Source organism: Nostoc sp. (assembly GCF_036917675.1).
Lineage (GTDB): Bacteria > Cyanobacteriota > Cyanobacteriia > Cyanobacteriales > Nostocaceae > Nostoc.
This window is the reverse complement of record NZ_JBALCT010000064.1, coordinates 312202-335881: the sequence shown is the minus strand read 5'-3', so window position 1 is coordinate 335881 and position 23680 is coordinate 312202. Positions and strand designations below refer to the sequence as shown.

22 protein-coding genes and 1 pseudogene are annotated in these 23680 nt (G+C 42.8%); 14 read left to right on the top strand and 9 right to left on the bottom strand.

Translation table 11 applies throughout. The annotated features are described in order from the left end of the window. The 5 genes from V7K31_RS25240 to V7K31_RS25220 form a co-directional block, all read left to right on the top strand. On the top strand, window positions 1–1033 hold a 1033-nt coding region (locus V7K31_RS25240), incomplete at its 5' end, for a Fe-only/vanadium nitrogenase subunit delta (protein WP_335097756.1). A gap of 514 nt (window positions 1034–1547) precedes the next feature. Further along, window positions 1548–2933, top strand: a complete 1386-nt coding sequence (vnfK, locus tag V7K31_RS25235; RefSeq protein WP_335097754.1) for a V-containing nitrogenase subunit beta — start codon at window positions 1548–1550, stop codon at window positions 2931–2933. Between the two features lie 434 nt (window positions 2934–3367). After that, the gene (locus V7K31_RS25230; protein ID WP_335097751.1) at window positions 3368–4897 is read left to right on the top strand and encodes a nitrogenase component 1; all 1530 of its coding nucleotides are present in this window, start codon (window positions 3368–3370) and stop codon (window positions 4895–4897) included. A 30-nt stretch (window positions 4898–4927) separates the two neighbouring features. Then, window positions 4928–5080 carry a hypothetical protein gene (locus tag V7K31_RS25225; RefSeq protein WP_335097749.1) on the top strand — a complete coding sequence of 51 codons (153 nt, stop codon included), beginning with the start codon at window positions 4928–4930 and terminating at the stop codon, window positions 5078–5080. A 394-nt stretch (window positions 5081–5474) separates the two neighbouring features. After that, window positions 5475–6818 carry a nitrogenase component 1 gene (locus V7K31_RS25220; RefSeq protein ID WP_335097747.1) on the top strand — a complete coding sequence of 448 codons (1344 nt, stop codon included), beginning with the start codon at window positions 5475–5477 and terminating at the stop codon, window positions 6816–6818. Between the two features lie 247 nt (window positions 6819–7065). Here the strand turns inward: V7K31_RS25220 and V7K31_RS25215 are convergent, their stop codons facing one another. Further along, window positions 7066–8844, bottom strand: a complete 1779-nt coding sequence (locus tag V7K31_RS25215; protein ID WP_335097745.1) for a tetratricopeptide repeat protein — start codon at window positions 8842–8844, stop codon at window positions 7066–7068. Continuing rightward, the gene (locus V7K31_RS25210) at window positions 8834–10126 is read right to left on the bottom strand and encodes an ATP-binding protein (RefSeq protein WP_335097743.1); all 1293 of its coding nucleotides are present in this window, start codon (window positions 10124–10126) and stop codon (window positions 8834–8836) included. The genes V7K31_RS25215 and V7K31_RS25210 overlap by 11 nt, the downstream gene beginning before the upstream one ends. A gap of 547 nt (window positions 10127–10673) precedes the next feature. Here V7K31_RS25210 and V7K31_RS25205 point away from each other — a divergent pair. Then, window positions 10674–11216, top strand: a pseudogene (locus V7K31_RS25205) (REP-associated tyrosine transposase). A 338-nt stretch (window positions 11217–11554) separates the two neighbouring features. Here the strand turns inward: V7K31_RS25205 and V7K31_RS25200 are convergent. The 4 genes from V7K31_RS25200 to ndhC all read right to left on the bottom strand — a co-directional run bounded on the left by V7K31_RS25200 (window position 11555) and on the right by ndhC (window position 14972). Continuing rightward, on the bottom strand, window positions 11555–12880 hold the full coding sequence (locus tag V7K31_RS25200; protein ID WP_335097740.1) for a GIY-YIG nuclease family protein: 1326 nt from the start codon (window positions 12878–12880) through the stop codon (window positions 11555–11557). 457 nt (window positions 12881–13337) lie between these two features. Continuing rightward, a complete protein-coding gene (locus V7K31_RS25195) occupies window positions 13338–13865 on the bottom strand; it encodes an NAD(P)H-quinone oxidoreductase subunit J (RefSeq protein ID WP_335097780.1) in 528 nt (175 codons plus the stop codon). A 16-nt stretch (window positions 13866–13881) separates the two neighbouring features. Further along, a complete protein-coding gene (gene ndhK / locus V7K31_RS25190; protein ID WP_334946314.1) occupies window positions 13882–14619 on the bottom strand; it encodes a photosynthetic/respiratory NAD(P)H-quinone oxidoreductase subunit K in 738 nt (245 codons plus the stop codon). After that, on the bottom strand, window positions 14610–14972 hold the full coding sequence (gene ndhC, locus V7K31_RS25185; RefSeq protein WP_196526961.1) for a photosynthetic/respiratory NAD(P)H-quinone oxidoreductase subunit C: 363 nt from the start codon (window positions 14970–14972) through the stop codon (window positions 14610–14612). Before ndhC ends, ndhK begins: the two co-directional genes overlap by 10 nt. A gap of 369 nt (window positions 14973–15341) precedes the next feature. Between ndhC and V7K31_RS25180 the strand changes: the two genes are divergently transcribed. From V7K31_RS25180 to V7K31_RS25155, 6 genes are all read left to right on the top strand, one after another. Next, the gene (locus tag V7K31_RS25180) at window positions 15342–15677 is read left to right on the top strand and encodes a rubredoxin (RefSeq protein ID WP_334832455.1); all 336 of its coding nucleotides are present in this window, start codon (window positions 15342–15344) and stop codon (window positions 15675–15677) included. Between the two features lie 160 nt (window positions 15678–15837). Next, window positions 15838–16860, top strand: a complete 1023-nt coding sequence (locus tag V7K31_RS25175; RefSeq protein ID WP_335097737.1) for a photosynthesis system II assembly factor Ycf48 — start codon at window positions 15838–15840, stop codon at window positions 16858–16860. A 175-nt stretch (window positions 16861–17035) separates the two neighbouring features. Next, window positions 17036–17284 carry a cytochrome b559 subunit alpha gene (gene psbE, locus V7K31_RS25170; protein WP_292719831.1) on the top strand — a complete coding sequence of 83 codons (249 nt, stop codon included), beginning with the start codon at window positions 17036–17038 and terminating at the stop codon, window positions 17282–17284. Between the two features lie 9 nt (window positions 17285–17293). Continuing rightward, window positions 17294–17431 (top strand): cytochrome b559 subunit beta, encoded by a 138-nt coding sequence (gene psbF / locus V7K31_RS25165; protein WP_012411801.1) that lies wholly within the window; start codon window positions 17294–17296, stop codon window positions 17429–17431. Between the two features lie 8 nt (window positions 17432–17439). Beyond that, the gene (locus V7K31_RS25160; protein WP_012411802.1) at window positions 17440–17562 is read left to right on the top strand and encodes a photosystem II reaction center protein L; all 123 of its coding nucleotides are present in this window, start codon (window positions 17440–17442) and stop codon (window positions 17560–17562) included. A gap of 70 nt (window positions 17563–17632) precedes the next feature. Continuing rightward, complete coding sequence (locus V7K31_RS25155; protein ID WP_292759492.1) at window positions 17633–17752, top strand: photosystem II reaction center protein J; 120 nt, start codon at window positions 17633–17635, stop codon at window positions 17750–17752. A 183-nt stretch (window positions 17753–17935) separates the two neighbouring features. On the opposite strand, the gene V7K31_RS25150 is transcribed toward V7K31_RS25155, so the two are convergent. Together V7K31_RS25150 and V7K31_RS25145 are read right to left on the bottom strand one after the other, a co-directional pair. Further along, the gene (locus V7K31_RS25150) at window positions 17936–18085 is read right to left on the bottom strand and encodes a photosystem I reaction center subunit VIII (protein ID WP_335097735.1); all 150 of its coding nucleotides are present in this window, start codon (window positions 18083–18085) and stop codon (window positions 17936–17938) included. Between the two features lie 175 nt (window positions 18086–18260). Then, a complete protein-coding gene (locus V7K31_RS25145) occupies window positions 18261–21542 on the bottom strand; it encodes a hypothetical protein (protein WP_335097733.1) in 3282 nt (1093 codons plus the stop codon). Between the two features lie 589 nt (window positions 21543–22131). On the opposite strand from V7K31_RS25145, the gene V7K31_RS25140 reads away from it, so the two are divergent. Both V7K31_RS25140 and V7K31_RS25135 read left to right on the top strand, forming a co-directional pair. Continuing rightward, window positions 22132–22329: a hypothetical protein gene (locus V7K31_RS25140; RefSeq protein WP_335035871.1), complete on the top strand. Its 198-nt coding sequence runs from the start codon at window positions 22132–22134 to the stop codon at window positions 22327–22329. An 81-nt stretch (window positions 22330–22410) separates the two neighbouring features. After that, a complete protein-coding gene (locus V7K31_RS25135) occupies window positions 22411–22887 on the top strand; it encodes a Tic20 family protein (RefSeq protein WP_322670288.1) in 477 nt (158 codons plus the stop codon). A gap of 3 nt (window positions 22888–22890) precedes the next feature. Here the strand turns inward: V7K31_RS25135 and V7K31_RS25130 are convergent, their stop codons facing one another. Continuing rightward, complete coding sequence (locus tag V7K31_RS25130; protein ID WP_335097731.1) at window positions 22891–23664, bottom strand: fumarylacetoacetate hydrolase family protein; 774 nt, start codon at window positions 23662–23664, stop codon at window positions 22891–22893. Window positions 23665–23680 lie beyond the last annotated feature (16 nt).

The following is a 23680-nucleotide window of genomic DNA, read 5'->3' as shown; positions in this document are numbered from 1 at the left end:
CTTTGAAGGTGCGGTGAATATGGCGCGGGATATGTATAATGCCATTTATTCGCCTTTGATGAAATTGGCTCAATATGATATCCGTGGTGAGCAAAACCTGCCAAGTACCAATGGTAATGGCAACGGTAAAGCAACCAAAGAGGTATCAGAGGAAGTCGTTTCTCTAATTCAACAGCAAGTTAAGGAAGCCACTTCAGAAGTCAAACAGCTAGTTAAGGAAACCACTTCACAGGTCAAACAGCTAGTTAAGGAAGCTGCGCCACAAGTTCAACAGCCAGCGAAGGAAGTTGCACCACAGGCCAAACAGCCAGCGAAGGAAGTTGCACCACAGGCCAAACAACCAGCGAAGGAAGTTGCGCCACTGGTTCAACCCCAAGCGAAGGAAGTTGCGCCACTGGTTCAACCCCAAGCTAAGGAAGTTGCGCCACTGGTTCAACCCCAAGCTAAGGAAGCTGCGCCACTGGTTCAACCCCAAGCTAAGGAAACTGCACCACAGGTTCAACCCCAAGCTAAGGAAGCTGCGCCACTGGTTCAACCCCAAGCTAAGGAAGCTGCACCACTGGTTCAACCCCAAGCTAAGGAAGCTGCACCACAGGCCAAACAGCCAGCTAAGGAAACTGCGCCACTGGTTCAACCCCAAGCTAAGGAAGCTGCACCACTGGTTCAAGAGCAAGCTAATGAAATCGCGTTATACATTCAACAGCGAGCTGCAGAAGTCACAAAATTAATTCAAGAACGGTGTTTGTGGCAGTTTCACTCGCGTGCATGGGATCGGGAAGAAAACATCAATGGTGTTCTCAATATGTCCGCCCAAATCTTGACTGGAGAAAAGGTGGTTCTGGATACCTTGATCCAAAGAGGTTTTTATGCAGATGCGAAGATCCTTTCGGCTGACCTAGAAATCAGGTTTTCATGGTTAAGTAACATGGAAAACTCGCAAAAGAAGGCAGTACTGGAGTTTGTTAAGGCAATGCTGATCGATATTGTAATAACCAAGTCGAAGAATGGTGAATTGCATTATTCGCTTTATTAAAGCAATTAAATCGGTAATTCAACCCTCCAGGTGACGCTCCTGCGTCGCTAACGCTGACGCTAACGGCAGTTCTTCCTGGGGGAAACCCCCATTGCTCTTAGCGTCTCCCTTTGGGAGAAGACCAGACTGCCTCACCAAACGAACAAACGGCGTTGCTCAATAGGAGTATGAATTAGAGTCTTGTCATCCTGTTAGGGTTTGTGCAGAAATTTTCTTACAGGGTAGAGAGCGATGCCTGCGGCGAGCTACGCCTATCCCTTCCTAGCATTGTAGTATCCGCATACCGTCTGACTACAGAAGCATCTCATCTAGTTTTCAAGATTTTCAGGAAATTCAATTCTACCTTTCTTCTGTAATCGATGCTACGGGTAGCTTGCTTCTTGGTTGGATGTAGCGATCGCTTGTCGCAGATATCGCTCCACTTTCTTAAGTTCAAAATGACAATTCATCTCTTCGTTCAGCAACGCCAAACAAACACGCATCACGAATTCTACACTATCTAGGAGTCAAGAGAATGTCTTTAGTCGTAAAACAGAAAGAACGCAAGGGAATAATCAATCCTATATTTACCTGTCAGCCTGCTGGGGCTGAATATGCTGCAATCGGAATAAAAGATTGTATTCCCCTGGTGCATGGAGGACAGGGGTGTAGTATGTTCGTTCGACTCCTGTTTGCCCAGCATTTGAAGGAAAATTTTGACATTGCTTCTTCTTCACTCCATGAAAATAGCGCTGTCCTTGGAGGACAACCACGCATTGAGGAAGCCGTACACACTTTAGTAGCACGATATCCCGATTTACGGATTATCCCAATTATTACGACTTGTTCAACTGAGACGATTGGGGACGATATCGAAGGAACCATTAACAAGCTCAACGGCCAGTTAAAGAAAGACTATCCCGATCGCAACGTTATCCTTGTTCCTGTGCATACTCCCAGTTACAAAGGTAGCCAAGTAACAGGATATAATGTCGGCGTACATGCAATCATTTCTAACCTAGCAAAAAAAGGCGAACCAACTGGCAAGTTGAACATCATTACTGGGTGGCTTAACCCTGGAGATGTCACCGAAGTTAAGCGTATCTTAAAAGAGATGGATGTTCCAGGAAACATATTACTGGATACAGAATCTTTCGATGCGCCCACGATGCCCGATAAGACAAGTTTTGCCTTTGGGAATAGCACCATTGAAGAAATTGCTGATTCTGCTAATGCGTTGGGAACTATTGCTTTATGTAAATATGAAGGCGGTAGTTCAGCCGAATTCTTACAAGAGAAATTCAAAGTTCCGGCAATTCTTGGCCCAACCCCAATTGGGATCAAAAATACTGACATTTGGCTGCAAAACATCCAGAAACTAACTGGGAAAGCAATACCAGAATCTTTAGTTAGAGAACGTGGTAAGGCCATTGATGCGATCGCAGACCTCGCACACATGTTCTTCGCTAACAAGAAGGTAGCTATTTACGGAGATCCCGATTTAGTAATTGGTCTAGCAGAGTTCTGCTTAGAAGTTGAGTTAGAGCCAGTGTTGATGTTGTTGGGAGACGACAACAGAGCCTGCACCAAAGACCCAAGAATTGCCCAGTTAGAGAAGCAAGCAGCTTGTGACATCGAAGTTATCTGGAATGCAGACCTCTGGGAACTGGAGCGCCGCATTAAAGATAAATCCCTCGAAATCGACTTGATTCTAGGTCATTCAAAGGGTCGATATATTTCCATCGATAACAAAATTCCGATGGTTCGGATAGGCTTCCCCAGCTTTGACCGCGCAGGTCTGTGGAAATACCCCATTATTGGCTATAAAGGAGCAGAATGGCTAGCAGATAACATTGCCAACGCCATGTTTGCAGATATGGAGAACAAGCACGATCGCGAGTGGATCTTAAACGTTTGGTAGAAGACTGAATAAGACACTTGATATCATGTCCGCCAGATTACCCATAATAAAAGAACCCCACCCCCAGCCCCTCCCCGCAGGCGGGGAGGGGAGACAAAGCATAGCTTTGGCGGGGTGGGGTTCTTCGGGTTTAATAAGTAATTAAGCAGACATGATATAAGTCATATCATGTCCGCCAGATTACCCATAATAAAAGAACCCCACCCCCAACCCCTCTCCCCGCCGGCGGGGAGGGGAGACAAAGCGCAGCTTTGGCGGGGTGGGGTTCTTCGGGTTTAATAAGTAATCAAGCGGAGATGATATCAGAGGGCGGCTCAGTCGCCTGGTTTACGACTCACCCTCCGGGTTCGGCAGTTCCTCATGGGGGAAACCCCCAAGACCGGACTGCCTCACACGGTACTGCTTAGAAGCTATTGAAAGACTGGAGAGTTCTTATGACTGCAAGCATAGATCAGAATGTCGTATTTTACGGAAATTTAAGCGAACTTTATCGCTTGGCAAAAGAGGGTAAGATTAAGACTAGTTTACAAGGTAGTCATACCCGCCCCTGTAAATTTTGGACTGCAACGAAGATTTTAAGTGGGATTAAAAATGCGATCGTCATTTCTCACGGGCCGAGTGGCTGTGCTTATGGTGTCAAGCGGGCATACAAGCTGACCAATAGCCGCAATAGTGGTTCACCTTATGAACCCGTGGTAACTACGAACATGAGTGAGAAGGCGGTAATTTTTGGAGGCGAAAAAGAATTAGCAGGCGCGATTCGAGAAGTAGATGAAAAATATCATCCTGATGCGATCGTTGTTGCTACTAGTTGCGCGTCTGGTATTATTGGCGACTGTGTTGATGACGTAGTGAATAAAGCCCGCACCGAAATCAAGTCTGAGATCATGACGATACATTGCGAAGGATTCGCAGGGGAGTATCGCAGTGGATTTGATATCGTATTTCGGCAAATTGTAGACTTTATGGAGCCGCCAACTCCAGAACGAAAAGCACAACTAGCCGATGCTGTCAACATTGTGGGCGCAAAGATGGGTCCTGAAAGGACGGAAGTCGAAACCGACGTCAAGGAATTGGTGCGATTGATAGAAGGAATGGGCGCACGAGTTCACAGCGTCATCGCTGGTGATTGTACTTTAGAAGAACTCAAGCAAGCACCAAGTGCGGCAGTTAACTGTACTTTATGTTTGGATCTTGGCTATACCATCGGCAAAGCCATGTCAGACAAGTTTGGTACTCCGTTAAATTCTACTATCCTTCCCTATGGAATCACCGCTACAGAAAAATGGCTCGAAGGAGCTGCAAAATATTTAGGGATGGAAGAACAGGCGGCTGCCTTGATGGAAAGGGAATATGCCGCAATTAAGACTGAATTTGAGGAAGCTAAGAGTTATATAGAAGGTAAGTTAGCGATTATCGAAGGACATGATGCTATTAAGTGCTTGTCCCTTGCCCACATGTTGGATCGTGATTTTGGGATGCGTGTGGTAATCTATAACTTCCATCCCTGGAGTACAGAAGCACGAGAAACCAGTGTAGATTACTTGTTGGAAACAGGGTTAGACCCAGAAATCCTGATTACTAAGGGGACGTTAGCCTTTGGCAAGTACGAGTCAATGAAACAAACGGAAGATGAATTACTGGATTTTATTGGTGGTCTTGATTCAGATTCAGTAGTGTATTTTGGTTCTTCCTTGAGTTTCCCTCATATTCCCGTCGTCGATTTAAATGCTATCTTAAATCGTCCCCGATTTGGCTATCGCGGAGCCTTAAAGGTCGCAAAGTGTATTAAAACAGCACTCCAATATGGTTTTAGACCTCGGAGTGCTTTAACCAAGCAAATGGTATTCCCTAAAGATTCCGGGTTAGCATCTACTCAATCACTAAGCGGAAAATTAGCTCAAGACATGCCTGATTGTACCGTATATGCAGAGAAGAGACGGGGAAAATGTATGAACGAGTAATAAATGAAATGTGATTTTGCTGAATAAAGTATGGATTTGTCTCACGCAGAGGCGCAGAATAATTGTAGCGACTATCTTAAAAGTCAAGCGATCGTTAACAAAAAACCGGCACTGGCTGCATTTAAGAACTGGAAAACACTGCACGCTGATTCGGTGGCGTCTGATAAGCTAATCTGGCTTTAAATTGCATAATCCTTAGCCTCAGAAAGACGCGGGGACGTGGGAGTTGCGGGAGACGCAAAGATGCAATTTGAATAATTATTAGCTTACAAGCAAGGCTTAAGCTAAAAATGTCAAGGCAGAAGTCGCTACAGGCTGCGCGAAATACGGTAACGTCGAGGCAGAAGTCGCTACAGGCTACGCGAAAAACGGAAACGTCAAGGCAGAAGTCGCTACAGGCTGCGCGAAACACGGAAACGTCAAGGCAGAAGTCGTTACAGCCTGCGCGAAAAACGGAAACGTCAAGGCAGAAGTCGCTACAGGCTTCACAAAACACGGAAACGTCAAGGCAGAAGTTGCTACAAGCTGCATGAAACGCGTTTCCCATAGTCAAGCTTTAGAGAAACAGGAGGAAAAAATGTCTGCTGAAACAACTTTTGACAATTGTAACCATAGTAAAGACCCAGTAGTTGGCTGTGCCCTTGAAGGTATTGCAACTACGGTTGCTGGCATTAAAGATGTCAGTATTGTGATTCAGTCTCCACAGGGTTGCGCGTCCACTGTTGCAGCTGGGTATGATGCTCATGAGGTTGATTTCACCAAGCGGAAAGTAGCTTGTACTCGTCTTTTTGAGTCAGACATTGTGATGGGAGCATCTGAAAAACTCAAAGGGATGATCAAAGACGCGGATAAATCTTTTGATTCTAAGGTGATGTTTGTCGTTGGTACTTGCGCGGCAGACATCATTGGTGAAGATATTGCGGGATTGTGCAACCAGCTTCAGCCAGATATCAAAGCCAAACTCGTTCCTTTAATGGCTGGTGGGTTTCGGGGCAATGCTTACGATGGCTTGGAGATGGGTTTGGAGGCTTTACTTCCTTTTATCAAAAAAAGGCAGACTAAGAGAAGGGGCAGGAAGCCAAGGATTGTAAATATCATTGCACCACAAGCAAATCTGAATCCTACTTGGTGGGCTGATTTGGAATGGGTAAAGCAGGCTTTAAAATCTTTAAGGATTAAAGTACAGACGATCCTCTCTCATAATACCTCCTTTGAAGAACTAGAGCAAGCTGGTGAGGCAACCGCCAATATTGTTCTCAGTCATGATGTTGGGTATAAGTTTGCTCGGAAAATGCAACAGACCCATGACATCCCTTTGATCCTTGATGATATACCTTTACCAATAGGTGTAAACAACACTACTCGGTGGTTAAAGGCATTGGCGGCACATTTCAAGATAGATGAAAAAGTGGAGCCAATCATCAAACAAGGCGAAGAAATGGTCGTAGATACACTTCGCAAACGAGCATTGATGATTATTCCCCGATATCGTAACTGTAGAATTGCTGTATCTGCGGATGGGACGCTTGGCATTGGACTAGTGAGAATGCTCTTTGAAGAATTGGAGATGATTCCGGAAGTTTTATTATTTCGTTCAGCCATGCCTGATTCTCGTTCAATTCTGGAGCGAGAACTGCACAGCCTCGGTCTTACTTCCCGCGTAATATATTCGGCAGATGGCTATCAGGTAAAACAGACCTTAGAAGAATTTGATGTTGATGCTGTGATTGGCTCGGCATGGGAAAAATACATGGCAGAGGAATTGGGAATCAAAATTGCTTTTGATGTATTTAGCCCCACTAACAGAGAAACTTATGTAGACAAGCCATATTTTGGCTATGAAGGCATGATCAATATCATGGAAGTGATTGCTAACGATTGGGATAGAGCTTTTCGTTCTAAAGAGATTAATTGGACATAGAAAAGTATTGTGCTACACATCTGGCCGACGGCAGTCCCTACAACGGGGAGTAACTGCCGTTAAGCAAACCGGTAGGTTAGCAAGTAAAAACAGTTTTGATCGAAACTTCTCACCAGAAGTTTCGCCATCTGTTCTATCTGCAATCAATATTAAGAAGCTAATTTAGAGATAAATTAAACTTGAAATTTACAAAACCTAATTCTGATGGTAAACCTCAGTGTACAGCCAATAAGTTGATAGAAATTAGTTAGCGATCGCACTCTCCATTATTCTGCATTGCTGCGACAACTTTGTCTAAATTTTCACGAACAGCCACACTACGAATATGATTCACACCCCAAACTCGTTCACAAATATCTAAAGCTTGCAAATAAAGAGGTTCTGCTTCACTACAACGTCCCGTTTCACGATAGATTTCTGCCAAATTATTCAGACTTTCAGCAACATTAGGATGATTTTCTCCCAACAGATGTTTATCAAGTTTTAAGGCTTTTATACAACAGAGTTCCGCTTCACTATAACGTCCCTGCTCCCTGTACATATAACCAAGAGCGTAGATAGTATCTGCTAAAAGCGGATGCGCCTTTTGCAATAGACGCCGCTTGAGTTCCAATGATTGCAAAAACAAAGATTCGGCTTCGCTGTAGCGTCCTTGAGCGCGGTATATTAAACCTAAATTATGCAAATCTGTTGCAACATCAGGATTCTCTTCTCCCAAAAATCGCTTATCTAATTCTATTGCTTGTTGCGACAACGGTTCAGCTTCACTATAACGTCCTTGATGATAATAAAGTAGCGCTAAATTATTTAGGATGAGAGCGAAAGAAGGATGATTTTCTCCAAGCAAATGTTTTTCCAGTTTTAATGATTGCAGATACAAAGGTTCTGCTTCCTCGTAACGTCCTTGTTCATCATATAGTAGTGCCAAATTGTTCAGACTAACAAAAACATCGGCATGGTTTTCTCCCCACAAGCGTTTCCTCAGTTCCAAAGCTTGTTGATATAAAAGTTCCGCTTTAGTATATTGTCCAGTAGATTTGTAGAGTCCTGCCAAATTATTGAGGCTAGTAGCAAAAGCAGGATGATTGTCTCCTAGCAGGCGTTTCCTCAGTTCTAAAGCTTGTTTATATAAGGGTTCGGCTTCGCTGTAGTATCCTGTTGCACGATATATTCCTGCTAAATTGTTGAGGCTATTAGCTAAATCTATCTGCAAACCTAATTCATTTTGTAGCTCACTCGCCTGACGCAAATACTTAATTGCTAATTCCTGTTCTTCTTGATAATTTTGAGATTCACCCCGATCTAATCTGCTGCGGTAAATATCACCTAAGCTTGAATATAAAGTAGCCAAAGTCGGGTCTTTAATTCCCCGTTCCTGTTCTATTTTCTCGATTAGCCTTTGTAAATCTTGAATGGGTAAGAAAAAGAAGTTATTTTCATTAGTATCGGTGCTGGCTAATTCTGTGTCTCTAAAAACAAAGCGTATATGTTCTAGTTCTTTACCAGGAATAGCATTTGTCTTTTTAGATTCAAACCGGAATACACCGTTGCGCCAACTCCAAAAGTCAGGGGCTTTTTTAATCAGGTTGACTAAAATTTGATTAGTTACCCAAACTACGATTGCAAAAGGAAACTCGCGCAATCCTTCCCTTGTCCACTGTAAGTAACCAAAAAACTTCTCCTGTTCTGATTGCTCATTTCCAAGTCTGAGAAAATAAAGTTGTTCAGCACCCGTCACAGTAATCGCCGCCGGGTTCTGCTGACGGAGATATTCTTCTTGTTGAACCAGTTGGTTAAGAGTAGCTTTTAGGCTCGGTTCCTGACGTGCTAAAGTCACTCGATATGAACGAAACTTAGGTTCTAATTCAGCTTCATATTGGGCAATAATCTCATCACGAAAGCTAGGATCATCGCAAACTGCAATCAGTAAATTTAATCCTCGTTTTTGAGCTTCAATAGAAACAATTAAATCATCATACGCATCTTGATTTTCTCCCTCCTCATCTAAGAATTCTTTATTTAACATTAATAGCTCCCTTTATTCTCAACGTTTCTATAATAATTGGATGAACATCATACCAAGTTTCATCAGTGCGATATTCTAGAACATACAGCCCATGTAGCAAATCCAAAAACTCTGCTTCTTTGGGGTCATTGGGCATAAATTGTTCATAAACACTCTGCAAAATATCTATATCAAGTTTTCCTAAACGTATGGAAAAATCATTGCGAATTTTATTGATTGCTTCAAGCAGAATTTGATCATCAATGATAACTTCTGCTGAGGGATTTCGCCGGATCATCCGCAAACAAATACGGCAACATTCCTTAGCAATCCGAATTAACTCTCGCAATACGCCACCACTGTAAATCACAATTTTTTCAGCAGTTTCTGCCGTAATTAATTCACTAGATATCCGCTTTTGTAAAACTTCACCAAGAATCTTTGTTGCTTCCGGACGAGGTTGGGCGTTAGGGAAGCGATTTTTACCTTTCTCAAATATTTTTAAAACAGGCATTGCCACAACCTGGTCGTTGGTTTCAGTGGCAATTATTGTGCTGATAAATGTTTCTCGAAGTACAGAGATCGGGATAGTGTAGATAATCTGAAAGTTAGGTTGACAAAGAGCTTTAATGTTATCTCTATAAATTTCGTTAACTCTTCCTAAATCAAGCTTATCTAAATCATCAATGATTACTAAAACGTTTTGTTTAGTCGCAGTTTGAATGAGTGCAGCGATTTCGTTAATCCTGGCAACTAAATCTGATAATTTGCGTTCAAATTCTTGTTTAATTTCATCCCGAACACTAGCATCAACTTTTAATTTAGAGCTAATCAATTTTAGGAGGTCAAAACCTATGCTACCTTCTGCTTCCAAATTTAATTCTTCAGTGCGAGTGCGGGTAGCAAACCACTTATAAAGAGCTTCTTTAGTAGATTGAGGAATATGAACTTGTCGTGCTTCCGCCTCTGTCATTAAATTGACTGCGATCGCAAACAATATATTAATATGATTAACAGCCGACATTTCAATTTTGTCAGCAATCGAGAATAGAACTACAAAATATTTATTTTGAATTTGTCTGCTAAACTCAGCTAACAAAGTAGACTTACCACATCCCCGATGTCCTGTAAAGACAATTTTGCCATCTCGATTGGGACTATCTTCTACTAATTGGTTAAGGTCTGCAATCAAATCATCACCATATTGGACTTTAAATCTTTCCATTTCGTTCCGTTCCATCAATGGAAACAGTTCGAGATTGCTATATGCTTCTTGAAAGGAGTTTAATAATTCTTGAGACATTGCATAGTGCCGTAAACATGGGGACTATTCATATAATGGCTCATGATTTTTGAAGTAAAAGTTAAGGTAATTACGACTTCCCTAACTCTGTCAATAAATGACTACTACGTGATACTGTCTTATATTTTAAAAGACGATACTCTACCTCCTATAATCCCAACCAAGACACAAGTAATAGAGGCGAATATAAATATAAATAAAGAAGAGATTATACATTCGATAACTATAAATAAAAAATAGATTATACATTTGAAATAGTGAAAGTTACCTAACAAATAAAGAAAATTAAATTTTCATTTATAAAATTAAATTTCCTGTGTCTCCTCTACCTATTTTTGCGACAGTAGCAGCATCACAACTTATGGGAGCAGTTGCAGACTTAATTGTAGGTTGGGTTGAGGAACGAAACCCAACATCTACTTTGTTTTGTTTAGTTGCGCTTTGCTCATTTCTCAACTCACATCTCAACAGAAATAATTTGACGGTATCCTTTATAACCAATACTTTGGTATAAAGCGCCAAATTCAACCATCATAAAATTAACACAATGAAATATCGCCGAGCCACAATAGAAGGTGGCACTTACTTTTTTACACTCATAACACATAAAAGACAAAAACTATTATGCTTACCAACTAACGTATGTTTATTGAGAAATATTTTTCGGGATGTAATGCGACAACACCCATTTATAATTGATGCCTTTGTTTTATTACCGGATCATCTGCACTGTATTTGGACATTACCACAGGGCGATTGCAATTTTTCTACCCGTTGGCGTTTGCTCAAAAGCTATTTTAGTTGCCAGTGCATTACTCTATCACAGGAAAATCTATCTACCTCTAGGCAAAATAAAAAAGAGCAGGCTATTTGGCAGCGTCGTTTTTGAGAACACTTGATTAGAGACGAGGTAGATTTTAAAAATCATCTTGAATATATTCACTACAATCCTGTCAAACATGGTTTAGTGAAAGCTCCAAAAGATTGGGAATATTCCAGCTTTCATCGTTCTGTTCGTCAGGGTATGTACGATATTACGTGGGGTTCTGGGCAAGAAATTGTATTTGACTCTGATATCGGTAAAGAGTAGGTATCGCCTAAATTGTAGCTGAAATTGTAGGTTGGGTTAAACGAAGTGAAACCCAACATCAGCGTCGGGTATTGTGATGGGTAATGTTGGGTTTCGTTCCTCAACCCAACCTACGAATTAGCCAGATTTTAGGATTTTAATCAGTCCAGCGATGTCTACGATGGGCTGTTCGGCGTCGCACCAATGACGATGAAGATGCTGAGTCCGATCGCAAATGGGCTAGAAGGTAAACTAATGACTAGTACAAGAAGACAAAAGAAAAAAAGCCGATAACATCAGTTTTTCGGCTTTATAAAATCTTATGTTTATTTCCGCCATCTTGTACTAGCTACATTTGTTTAGCTCTTATCGAGTTTAAGTAGCGAAGATACTGAATTACGTTGCAGCCATGCACATAGTTTTATGTTTGCCCAGTCGTCTGGCTTTGATTTATATTCACCACTTTCAATTTCTTCTAGAAGCTTGCTACTAAGCCCTGATTTATCTCTAATTAGGTCTTCAAACATAGCCAGTGGTAGCAGGATACTTTCAACTTCTACATCATCTTCACTGAAGAGAATAGTCTCTAATCTAAACTTATAACCAAACCATCTGATAGTGGGTAGGCTATTTACTGCGTCTCGTAAATGACTTACTGTGCTATCATGCCCTGAGCTAGAATCTTTCTGTCGGTATATTATCCACCAGTAAACATTGTACCTAACAAAGTGCTTCCCATTTTCGCTAGTACACACCTCTATTTCCACATCATCCACATACAAAAATTGACGAGTCATTACTCTAACATCACCTTCAGGCATTGGTTCTAATTCCTCCCAAGGTTCAACTTCAGCGACAACTTTATACTTCCCTTTATCGAGATGATTATCAACAAGTTTTATTGGAATCGGATCATCCTCTAAAGCATCTAGACCGGAAGTATTCTCCTTACGCTCTGGTGTATTTTCTAGGACTGTTTCTAGCTGTTCCCGACTAAAGGCCATAAGCTCCACTCCAGCTACAGTCCGACGAGTAGAATCAGACATAAAGTTAACTAAGCCCTGAACAGGAGATAAATCTATTCTGATACCGTTGTACTCAGTCTCCCAATACCCGAATTTACCTAAAAACTTAGGGTCTGTGTGGTACTCCTTCCACTTCAGTCCGCTATCCTTTTTATTAATATTTTTTAATGCAATCCGTATCCCACCAGATATACCACGCCGACCATAGACGGGATACACCAAGTATATTGTTGGTGGTTCTTCGTCTAAAATTGGGTCAAATCCAAATATCATCGTATTCAATTTAGCCAGTTGCTGAAGGCTTTGCTGTAGTGCTGTCTCAACAGGAGTGATTTTTCTAATTAGTGCTACTACTTTGGTCCAGTTTAGCGGCGGCTTATGTAACTTTATCAACTCATTTTCCAGCTTTAAGAGAGTATTTAGATCATTGCTGCAAGTCATCCAGCTAATACTGACACGGTTTTTCCGATTAAATCTTTTTAACTGTTGAAATCTATGATGTTGTCTCCACCGCTCAAATAAGTTGATTGTTCTACCGATATAAAGAATCTGTCCTTTACTATCAGATACAAAATAAATGGCTGGACAATTAGGCAGTTTTTCTTTTTCTAATAAATAAAGTGATTGTAGTTCAGATAGGTTGATATTTTCTAATAACATTGGACGACTCTAGCAGGAAGATGTGTAATTTAAATCTGCGATATAGCGGTTCTCGGTTCAGTGAAGTACAAGAACCCCACCCCCAACCCCCTCCCCGCTCTTCGAGAGGGGGCTATGATGTACTTCATGTCATTCGGAAACGCTATAGTTTAGCCCTGTGAAAGAGATGCCATTTATATCATCTTCTTGTATAAAAGCTATATTTATATATTTCCCTGAAATTCTCCCAAGTTTACAGTTTAGGTTCAAATTAGTTTTCTCTATTCAGGAATTGCGTAGGCAAAGCCCGTCGTAGACATCGCACCTCTCCTAGCTCTGCGAACCTCCGCGCTTCCCTTTGCGCCCCTTTGCGTTAAAAAACATAACCCCTCTCCGCCACCGGAAAGGGGTTAATCACTATCGAAACCTAGCACTACATTGTACAGACGCGATTCATCGCGTCTCTATTCAGCGCTATCTAATAAGCGTCTTGCAACTCGTAGAAATCAGGCGAGATGTAATCTTTCCGCAAAGGCCAACCCACCCAATCTTCCGGCATCAAAAGCCGCTTGAGATTTGGGTGTCCTTGGTAGACAATGCCATACATATCGTAAGACTCACGCTCTTGCCAATCTGCCGTCTTCCAAATCCAGTACACAGAAGGGACTACAGGGTTTTCCCGTGGTAAGAACACCTTTAAGCGTACTTCTTCAGGGCGATCGCTATTATCACCCACTTTAATCAAGTGATACACACTCACCAATTCCTGTCCTGGCCCGAGATCAACACCACCTTGAAACTGGAGATAATTAAACCCATAGGCATAAAGGGCTGTAGCAGTGGGAAGCAAGAAATCTGGCTCCACCTTAATTATCTCTACACCATTCTTATCTGGTGCTAAAAACTCATGGTCAAAGTCATTTTCCGTCAACCACTGGGAAACTTTACCGGCTTGTACCAATGACTCTTCTTTGGCTGCTACTGGTTTAGATTCTTCTTCAGGCACGGGTTTAGATTCTTCTTCAGCCACGGGTTTGTTCCTCCTTTTGTGCCTTTGCTGTCAGCAGTGCAGGTGGTATTGGCATACCTATAGCTTCCGTCAATTCTTTTGGCGGTGTCAAGCGAGTTTCTGACTGCAAATACTTACCAGTTAAGATTTCCTCTACTGGCTTCAAATTATGAGTCGTGCTGTAGTAGCGGTGAGTTTGCTTAATTTTATCCCGCTCTTGCATCGATTCATTGGCAATTTTTTTCCGCAGCTTAATAATTGCGTCGATAATTGCTTCTGGACGGGGAGGACAACCAGGTAAGTAGACATCCACCGGAATCAGTTTATCGACTCCGCGCACAGCCGTAGGGGAATCAACGCTAAACATCCCGCCAGTAATTGTGCAAGCACCCATCGCAATTACATACTTCGGCTCTGGCATTTGTTCATAAAGACGCACCAGTTGGGGAGCCATCTTCATTGTAATAGTCCCTGCCGTAATAATTAAATCGGCTTGGCGGGGGCTAGAACGGGGAATTAGTCCAAAACGGTCAAAATCAAATCGGGAACCAATTAAAGCTGCAAACTCAATAAAACAGCAAGCAGTACCAAACAGCAACGGCCACAGACTAGAAAGCCGCGCCCAGTCATAGAGATCATCAACCGTAGTCAAAATGATGTTTTCTGAAAGGTCTTGAGTGACATTGGTACGCTCAATGGGGTTGATGATTCGCTCTTTGTCCTGGGTTGTTAAGTTAGAATTCAAGACCATTCCAAAGCTCCTTTACGCCATGCGTAAACTAAAGCGACTACAAGAATTGCAATAAAGACTAGCGCTTCAATAAATGCCAATAGTCCCAAACGGTGGAAAGCTACCGCCCAAGGATACAAGAATACAGTCTCCACATCAAAGACGACGAAGACCAGAGCAAACATGTAGTAGCGGATGTTGAACTGAATCCAGGCTCCCCCGATGGGTTCCATGCCAGATTCGTAGGTGGTGTGCCGTTCTGGGCTGTAACCACTAGGTCGTAGGAGCTTGGATGCTGAGAGCGCTAAGGCAGGTACTAGGCTACAGATGATGAAGAAGCCTAGAAGGTACTCGTAACCGCTGAGGACAAACACAATGAGTATCTACCGCTTATGGAGTATTTTAAGTGGGGAGTGGGGAGTCGGAAGTGGGGGGAGCAAGAATTTTAGATTTTAGACTTCGGCGTGAGCGCTCAGTCGAACGCTTTTGAATTTTAGATTGAAATTTAATCCAAAATTTAAAATTTAAAATCCAAAATTGAATTGCCCCATGCCCAATGCCCAATGCCCAATCCCTTAACTGCGTAACTTTCTTTTACATTATATCTGTTTGATTTTTCTGAAATCTGGCAAACAGAAGCACTTCAGGTATTTGATTCGCTTTTGCAAGTGATAGAAAAGTCTAACAATTATGTCATAATTTTTAACGTATATTTAATATTTCTCCTCTGCGAGGCTTTAGCCATGAGCGAACCAGCTGTTGAGACTACGGCGTTAGATCGCTACGAGTGTCGCGCCTGCGGTTATGTTTACGAACCTGAGAAGGGAGACGACAAGGATGAGATCCCTTCCGGGACACCCTTTGCAGAACTGCCTATAAATTGGCGCTGTCCAGTTTGTACTGCTAAGAAAACCGCTTTTGCCAATATTGGACCTGCGGGTACTGCATCCGGTTTCAAAGAAAATCTCGGTTACGGTTTTGGTGTCAACAACCTAACGCCAGCCCAAAAGAATATCCTAATTTTTGGTGCTTTGGCTCTTGGCTTCTTGTTTTTTATCAGTCTCTACGGTCTACAATGACAGCCGTTAAGCAATTCAAAATTCAACAGGACTTACGCAAACAATAGCTGAAAAGAAAGATTTTTAGGTAGGGGCAATTCATGAATTGCCTCTGAGCGCGTGTAGTTTTGTGTAAGTCATATTCAAAATGAAAAACTTTAGAAACAAATAAGAAATACTGATGCATTCAATTGTAAAAAGTTGGCAACGAATAGCTGCCTTGTTGATAGTAGTCCTGATGTGCATAGGTTGTAGCAAAATTCCCTCTGTTAGCTACAACCCCTGGAAAATTATTTCTGTGCCAACAGACTCGAATCTATTGGATATTGCTTTTACTGATAACCCTGAGCATGGCTACTTAGTAGGTAGCAATGCCACCCTGTTGCAAACCAACGACGGTGGTAATACCTGGAAACCAATAACACTGCAACTGGATGATCAAAGGTATCGCTTTGACTCAGTAAGTTTTGTAGGTAAAGAAGGCTGGATTGCCGGAGAGCCTGGACTGTTGCTGCACACTACCGATGAAGGTGGTTCTTGGTTGCGTATTCCCCTGAACGAAAAGCTACCAGGTAGCCCGCTCGCAATTAAGGCACTGGCAGAGAAGACAGCTGAAATGGTTACTAATGTCGGAGCCATATATAAAACCACAGACGGCGGCAAAAACTGGAAAGCCCAGGTAGAATCAGCAGTCGGTGTGGTGCGTAACTTGGAACGTTCTGCTGATGGTAAATATGTTGCAGTTTCCGCTAAGGGTAGTTTCTACTCGACTTGGGAACCGGGGCAAGATGCTTGGGTACCACATAACCGCAATAGTTCTCGGCGGGTAGAAAACATGGGCTTTGCTGAGAATGGGCAATTGTGGTTGCTAGCTAGAGGCGGTCAAATTCAGTTTAGTGACCCAAGTAAACCTGAAGAGTGGCAAAAGGCACAATATCCAGACTTCTCCACCAGTTTGGGTTTACTGGATTTGGCATATCGCACACCCAATGAAATTTGGATAGGTGGCGGTAGCGGTAATTTGCTACGGAGTGGCGACGGTGGCAAAACGTGGGAAAAAGACCGTGAAGTGGAAGAAGTTGCTGCTAATTTGTACAAAATTTTGTTCTTAGAGCCAGATCGGGGATTTATAATTGGCGATCGCGGCGTTTTGCTCAAATATTTACCAAACCCTGAAACAACTTCCCCAGCAGAGGCGACTTAGTGAGTGCTGAGTGCTGAGTGGGGATAAGGGAGATGAGGGAGAAGAATTAAGAACCAATGCCCAATGCCCCATGCCCCATGCCCAATTTCTGAGAAGAACGTTGCAACTTGTAACTCTTTCTTAACTTTGTAGGATAATAAACTCTATAACACTCTATGTAAAGGCAGGAATCTAAATGTCAGGTACCACTGGAGAACGTCCGTTTTCGGACATCATTACCAGCGTTCGTTACTGGGTAATTCATAGCATCACCATCCCGGCATTATTTATTGCCGGTTGGCTATTTGTCAGCACTGGCCTGGCCTATGATGCTTTTGGCACACCTCGTCCCAATGAGTATTTCACACCAACGCGCCAAGAAGTGCCAATTGTGAAGAACCGTTTTGAAGCTAAAAAACAAGTTGAACAATTTATTGGAAAGTAGTTTGAGATCATGACTAGCGGCAATAACATCAATCAACCAGTTACCTATCCAATTTTTACTGTTAGATGGCTGGCAGTTCATACTTTAGGTGTACCAACTGTATTCTTTTTAGGCGCGATCGCCGCAATGCAATTTATTCACCGTTAGGAGCAATTATGGTAGAAAGATCGCCCAATCCGAATAATCAGCCGGTTGAACTAAACCGGACTTCGCTATACCTGGGACTACTACTAGTTTTCGTTCTAGGGATTCTGTTTTCCAGTTACTTCTTTAACTAAGTGGAAGTACTGTTGTTAATCTTTGTTTATTGAACGTATGTTGATTTGTTGTTAAGGGAGGAGAGAAGCTGTGTCTGAAAGTGGGAGAATTCCCCTGTGGGTCGTTGCTACGATCGCAGGATTAGGTATAATCACAGTCCTGGGCATTTTCTTTTATGGTGCCTACGCCGGAATTGGTTCTTCGATTTAACATTAGTTAGTTTGAACCGAATACTATAACTGAGAATTTTCTAGCATTTGTTGAGAAATCAACGTTAAAAAACCGCCTGTCTCTATGAGATGGGCGGTATTAATTTTGGTCAGTAGTCATTTATCCTTTGTCCTTTGTCATTTGTTTTTTGCAAATGACTAATGACTAATGACTACATCAGTATCACTTAATATCGCTGATATCGTCGCTTTCAATGTATAAAAATAGAAAAGCGAAGACCACAGCTGGCAAAACCCAACCAATTATGGAAATGAAAATAGGAGACAAGTACGAAGTACTAGCCAAAATAGAAGGCAAAAAAGAAACTGCCATAGTAAAGGTTCCCATTAAATGACACTACAATTCAAAATGAGCTTACTGCAAATTCTGCCAAATTTTTGAAATTCTTTCATATTTTTAACACAGCCAATATTGGGAGATGGAGAAGAGGACTGGAAAAACTCTTCCCTTGTCCCCCTGATCCGGCTCATCGCTAACTTACTCGCGATCACATACCCAGGAGTTGATCTAGCTGCAAGCTTGGCAAGTCTGGAGGAATCACAGTTCGGACTATTGTGACTTTGTGACTCTCCTGTTGGGTTGTCAGATCAAGTGCGATCGCTTCCAAGCGAATTTCCAAACAGCCAAAGGGAATGTTTAATTGCGTCATCACTTCCAACCCTGCCAACGCATTAGGTAGTAAATTTGTCAATAAATGGGGACCATCTAGTAACCAGCGAGTTTGATAATCTTCAACCCATAACTTCACAACAACTTGCGGAGGTACTTCAGGCAGTACTACGCGCACTATGATAGACTTGCCAGCGATTAGTTCGCCTTCTGGCACTAGCAGTTGGGGAATTGGCAAAGGCTCAGTGGCTACCGCAATTATAGGTAGGGAAGGCGATAAATTTAACAGTGGTTGCTCCTCTTCTTCAAAGGGGTAACTCTTGGTTACATCGGCTTCCAGTTCACTATATGTATCATCTACAACGATTTCTTGCGCTAACCAAGCTGACGCTATATTTATTTTGATCGCAGCAGGGGGAAGCAGTAGTTGTGTTAACAGAGCCGATGAGAGTGTTGGTTCTTCTAATACTTTTTCTATTTCCGTATTTTCTCTGATCCCCAGATCCGCTTCCTGCCCTGCGTCTAGATCTTCCCCGAAATTCCCCAGTTCGGAAGCCGAAGGATTGGCTTCTTCCCATGTCCTCTGTCCGTTGCGTGTCTCCGTCAGCACAAGTTCTGAGCGAAGGCTGGCGTCGCTCAGATTTTTCTCCGTGTTGGTATCTAGGTTTAATGGCAAGTTGGCATCAACATTCGCATTTTCTGCACTTAGAGAAAGCGGTGTCTTCTGCGCCAGAAGATAGTTATCGTAGTCTTGAGCTTGCAGATCATTGAGAGATTCAGGCAAAGAGTATCCTTGGCTCTGCATCCACTTCCTGAGTAAAGGAGATGAGTAAAGCTTCCCCGTTGTAATCAATTGTGCATTTGGTTGGGCTTCTACTTCAGCAACAGATTCTTCTTGGAATTGTGCATTTGATTGGGCTTTTACTTCAGCAACAGATTCTTCTTGGAATTGTGCATTTGGTTGGGCTTTTACTTCAGCAACAGATTCCTTCTGAGATGGTGCATCACCTACTACTAATTCAGGTGTATTTTCATCTTCAGCTATAGTTGCGTCCAACTGCGGGAAGTCTTCAGCAACTGGAACTTGCAATGCATCTGGAGGGACATTGCTTTTTACTTCCTCTGCATCACCTGGCAAAGCTTGTAGCCGTCTCAAGTATGGAAAAGTAGTGTCGAGTATTGGCATTCGACGTTGGCTGATGACCAACTGCTCCAAGTTGATGGTAGCTATAGTAGCATTCTTTTCTAGAAGCTCCTCCTGTGTAGGGGATTCTGCAACAACATCTGTGGGAGTGTTGATATCGGTTTGAACAGGGGGCAGTATCGGCAATTGAGGTGAAGTGCCTGAATTCTTCAGCTTAGATGTCCGCAGGGTGGCTTCTCGCAGAACTTGCAGGTTAATTTGCGGAGGTAGGGGTGTGTTTGGGGATGGATTGAGTATCAGAGACTGGCCTGTTTTTGGAATTTTGACCAGATTGAATAGTTTCAAATCGAGCTTCATAGCTGCCTCTGGTTCTGTGAAAGTAGCAGATGAGTCCGATGGTGCTATGAGGCTATTTCCATTTGATGTACTAGGTTTTGCTACGGCTGCGATCGCCAGTAATTCTTTAATATCTGCTGTAATGCTGAACGACTGGCTGGCTAACGGGATGACTTCACCAACATCGGCGAATTTGCCATATAAACTGATATCTGCCAAAATTAACTTAGATTCACAGTCGGCAGGAATATCAATTGAGGTATTGATGGTAAAGGGCAATTCCTGATCTGGCAACGGTTGCCGTACCTCGGTCAAGATTTTCGAGTTTTTGGGCGATCGCAGTTCAATTCTTAGTTCAAGCGCCCGCAAGCTTTTTGGGGATAATGTTTCAGCCTGATCTAGATTTGTCTTTTCTTTGAGTTCTATGTCTCCATTGATTGTCAGAGCTTGTCCCCAACGAGCAATATAAGTATCCTGACTTAAAGTTAGCAGTAATGGTAGAGGTGGTTGTGTTGCTGGAGAATCTGTAACCTTTTCATCTTTGGGCAGAGGTTCAGAAGCGGGTAAAGCTAAATCTATTAAATTTTGTAAAATCTGTTCTGCCGTCTCACCTTTGAGCCACACAGGACTCACAGGCTCATCGATAACTATATCTTCTTCGGTTTCATCTGACACAACAATGGTAGCAGGGTTGCTGTCTTTGGCAATTGCCAGTTCTGGGGAAACAGCGATCGCTTTATCTAAGCTAATTGTGGCTTCTGTTGCGACAATAGATTCCAAGTTTCCTTCATCAGGAGGCACAACAGCAGGGATGCTGTCTTTGGCAATTGCCAGTTCTGGGGAAACAGTGATCGCTTTATCTAAGCTAATTGTGGCTTCTGTTGCGACAATAGATTCCAAGTTTCCTTCATCCGGCACAACAGCAGGATTGCTGTCTTTGGCAATTGCCAGTTCTGGGGAAACAGCGATCGCTTTATCTAAGCTAATTGCGGGTTCTGCTGCGGCAATAGATTCCAAGTTTCCTTCATCCGGCACAACAGCAGGATTGCTGTCTTTGGCAATTGTCAGTTCTGGGGAAACAGCGATCGCTTTATCTAAGCTAATTGCGGGTTCTGCTGCGACAATAGATTCCAAGTTTTCTTCATCCGGCACAACAGTAGGATTGCTGTCTTTGGCAATTCCCACTTCTGGGGAAACAGCGATCGCTTTATCTAAGCTAATTGCGTCTTCTGCTGCGGCAATAGATTCCAAGTTTTCAGAAACAGTATCTGGGTGATCAAGTGAATTTGATTCTACATTCTCCCCCTGCTCCCCTTGCTCCTCCTTTCTTTCGTAGGACAATACTTGAAGTTGAACACTGTAGTGCCAAGATTTACCGAACAGATCCGACATCAAATCGCCGCAACAGCGCAACTCCCAAACTCCTGTCTGGAAGTAGGTAAAAGGAATTACCGCCATTAAGCCTTCTGAGTTAGTGCGACGCGATCGCTTTAAAATTCGCCGCGTTAATTGAACTTCCTGGGTTGAAGAGTGAGTTACCCGCACTTCCACGTCTGTATTAGGAAGTTTAGAACGAGCCAAAACTCTATACTGCCCTTCCAAAATTTCCAAATTTGGCGATTCTAGGATATGCCACGAGCGAGCGCCTTGTTTCTGTATCAGAAATTGCCAGTGTTCCATTGTGAGTGATACCCAGACCAACGAGCCTGCCCAGTAATATTGTGTATTACCTTGCTTGCCAGTTTACCTCAGTATTTTGTAAATGCATCACTTAAATGGCTATCAACTTAACTCAGTTTTACCGGAAAGTTCAATGGATCGCCGTGTTGCTTGTGCGTAAAGCTTTTGTTGTTTCCTGAATATTAACTTTGACAGTCTCCAGTGCTAAATTAACAGGGATGCAATGGATAGCGTTGGCTGTCTCTGTTCAACCTTAGTGGGAAGAATTTTGTATTATTTTTTACTGAAATGTCTAACTTGCAACGACACTTGCGCCTTACTCTGTTACCACTCAAGCGATTTTAATCGCCGTGATATAGTATTAATGGCAATGCGGAAAACGCCTAGATAGCGAATATTGGTTTCCTAACCAACTACAATGTTTAGCTTAGTGCGACATAGTGTCGAAATAGGTTATATACATAGGACAAAAAATTTTCAGCCGTTGTGGGGCACACAATGGATGCTTGTTAAGGGTAAAGTCATTGAACTCCCCATGAAACAAGAATCCCCGTCTCTTTAGATATGGAAGTGTCAAAGGAGGGATTCGATGCTAGTCATTTTAATGGACGAGCAAATCCTTGCCCCTGAGCAAGTTTGCCAGTCTTGTTTACTTGCTGACCGAAGCGGTCAACCCCGTTGGCGTGGGGGTCAACTGCGCTGTGGTCAAGCCATTCGCAAGCTTACTCAACAGCAGCCAGACCAGTATGAGTGTATGATGGGCTTTCGCATCGCCTATATAGAATAGTTGAATTTATCAGCAAAACCAAGCAACTGCGTTATCCTAAGCTCAAGTAACTATAAAAATTTAACCACAGGAGAACGCATAATGTCTTGGCGTGGGTCTACAACGGTTTCAGATCGGATTTTTGCTTCCTTGCCTTATTTGCTTCCTCTAATTGAAGTTTTTGTATTTGGTAGATATTTGCTCTCAGAGTTTCCACCGCTACAACTGCTATTTTTGCCGCTTCTGCCATTATTGAGAATCTACTATGGCGTGCGTTATGCAGGAATGATTATTTTCTTTGCTTTATTTTTGCTAGTAGTGAGAAACGAAAAAATTAGTCACTTTATTCGTTTCAACACCATGCAAGCAATCCTTTTGGACATCATTATCTTTTTGTTTAGCATCCTGACTGATGTTGTGGGGCTAGTTCCCTCTGGTGGTTTTGCAATCCAAACCCTATCCACAACCATTTTTATCGGCATAGTGGGAGCAGCCGCCTATTCAGTCATCCAGTCTGTAAGTGGGCGTTATGCGGAAATTCCGGCGATTTCCGATGCAGTGTATATGCAAGTGCGTTAGAAGTTAACGGGTCACTACGGTGTTTTCCAGGCGACCAATACCTTCAATTTCTACGCGGACGCGATCGCCTGGATGCAATGGACTTACACCCTCCGGCGTACCTGTAAGCACCAAATCACCAGGTAATAGCGTCATCACCTGACTGATATAGGAAACTAGAACATCGGGGGAAAACACCATCTGATCGATACAGGCAGATTGGACTGGATTGGTGTCGTCATTCAAAAAAGTCTGCAATCTCGCTCCTGGATTTAATTCCCGCACAATCCAAGGCCCCAAGGGACAGAAAGTATCAAAACCTTTGGCTCGCGTCCATTGACCATCCAGTTTTTGTAAATCCCGCGCTGTGACGTCATTAGCGATGGTGTAGCCCCAAATTTTGGTTTGGGCTACCTCTGGTGTACATTCAAAGGCGTAATCGCCAATCACTAATGCTAACTCTCCTTCGTAGTCAACTCTTTGTGATTGGGGCGGATATTTAATTTCTATCTCAGACGGAATGATCGACGTGGGTGGCTTGAGAAAGATTAGTGGCTCAGATGGTACTGGAGTTCCCATTTCGGCTGCATGGTCTGCATAATTTTTACCCACCGCCACAATTTTTGAGGGAGCGCAAGGAGCCAGAATTTGGTAATTTTCTGGTGTCAAAGTTAAATCAGTGGGTTCTCCTTGTAACCAGGGCGGAGCATCTAGCACCTGGACATTCAGGGATAGTTGGAGTAACCCATAATAAATCTGCCCTTCTTGATTTTGAATTCGCACATAGCGCTGCGCCATAACCTTGATCAATATC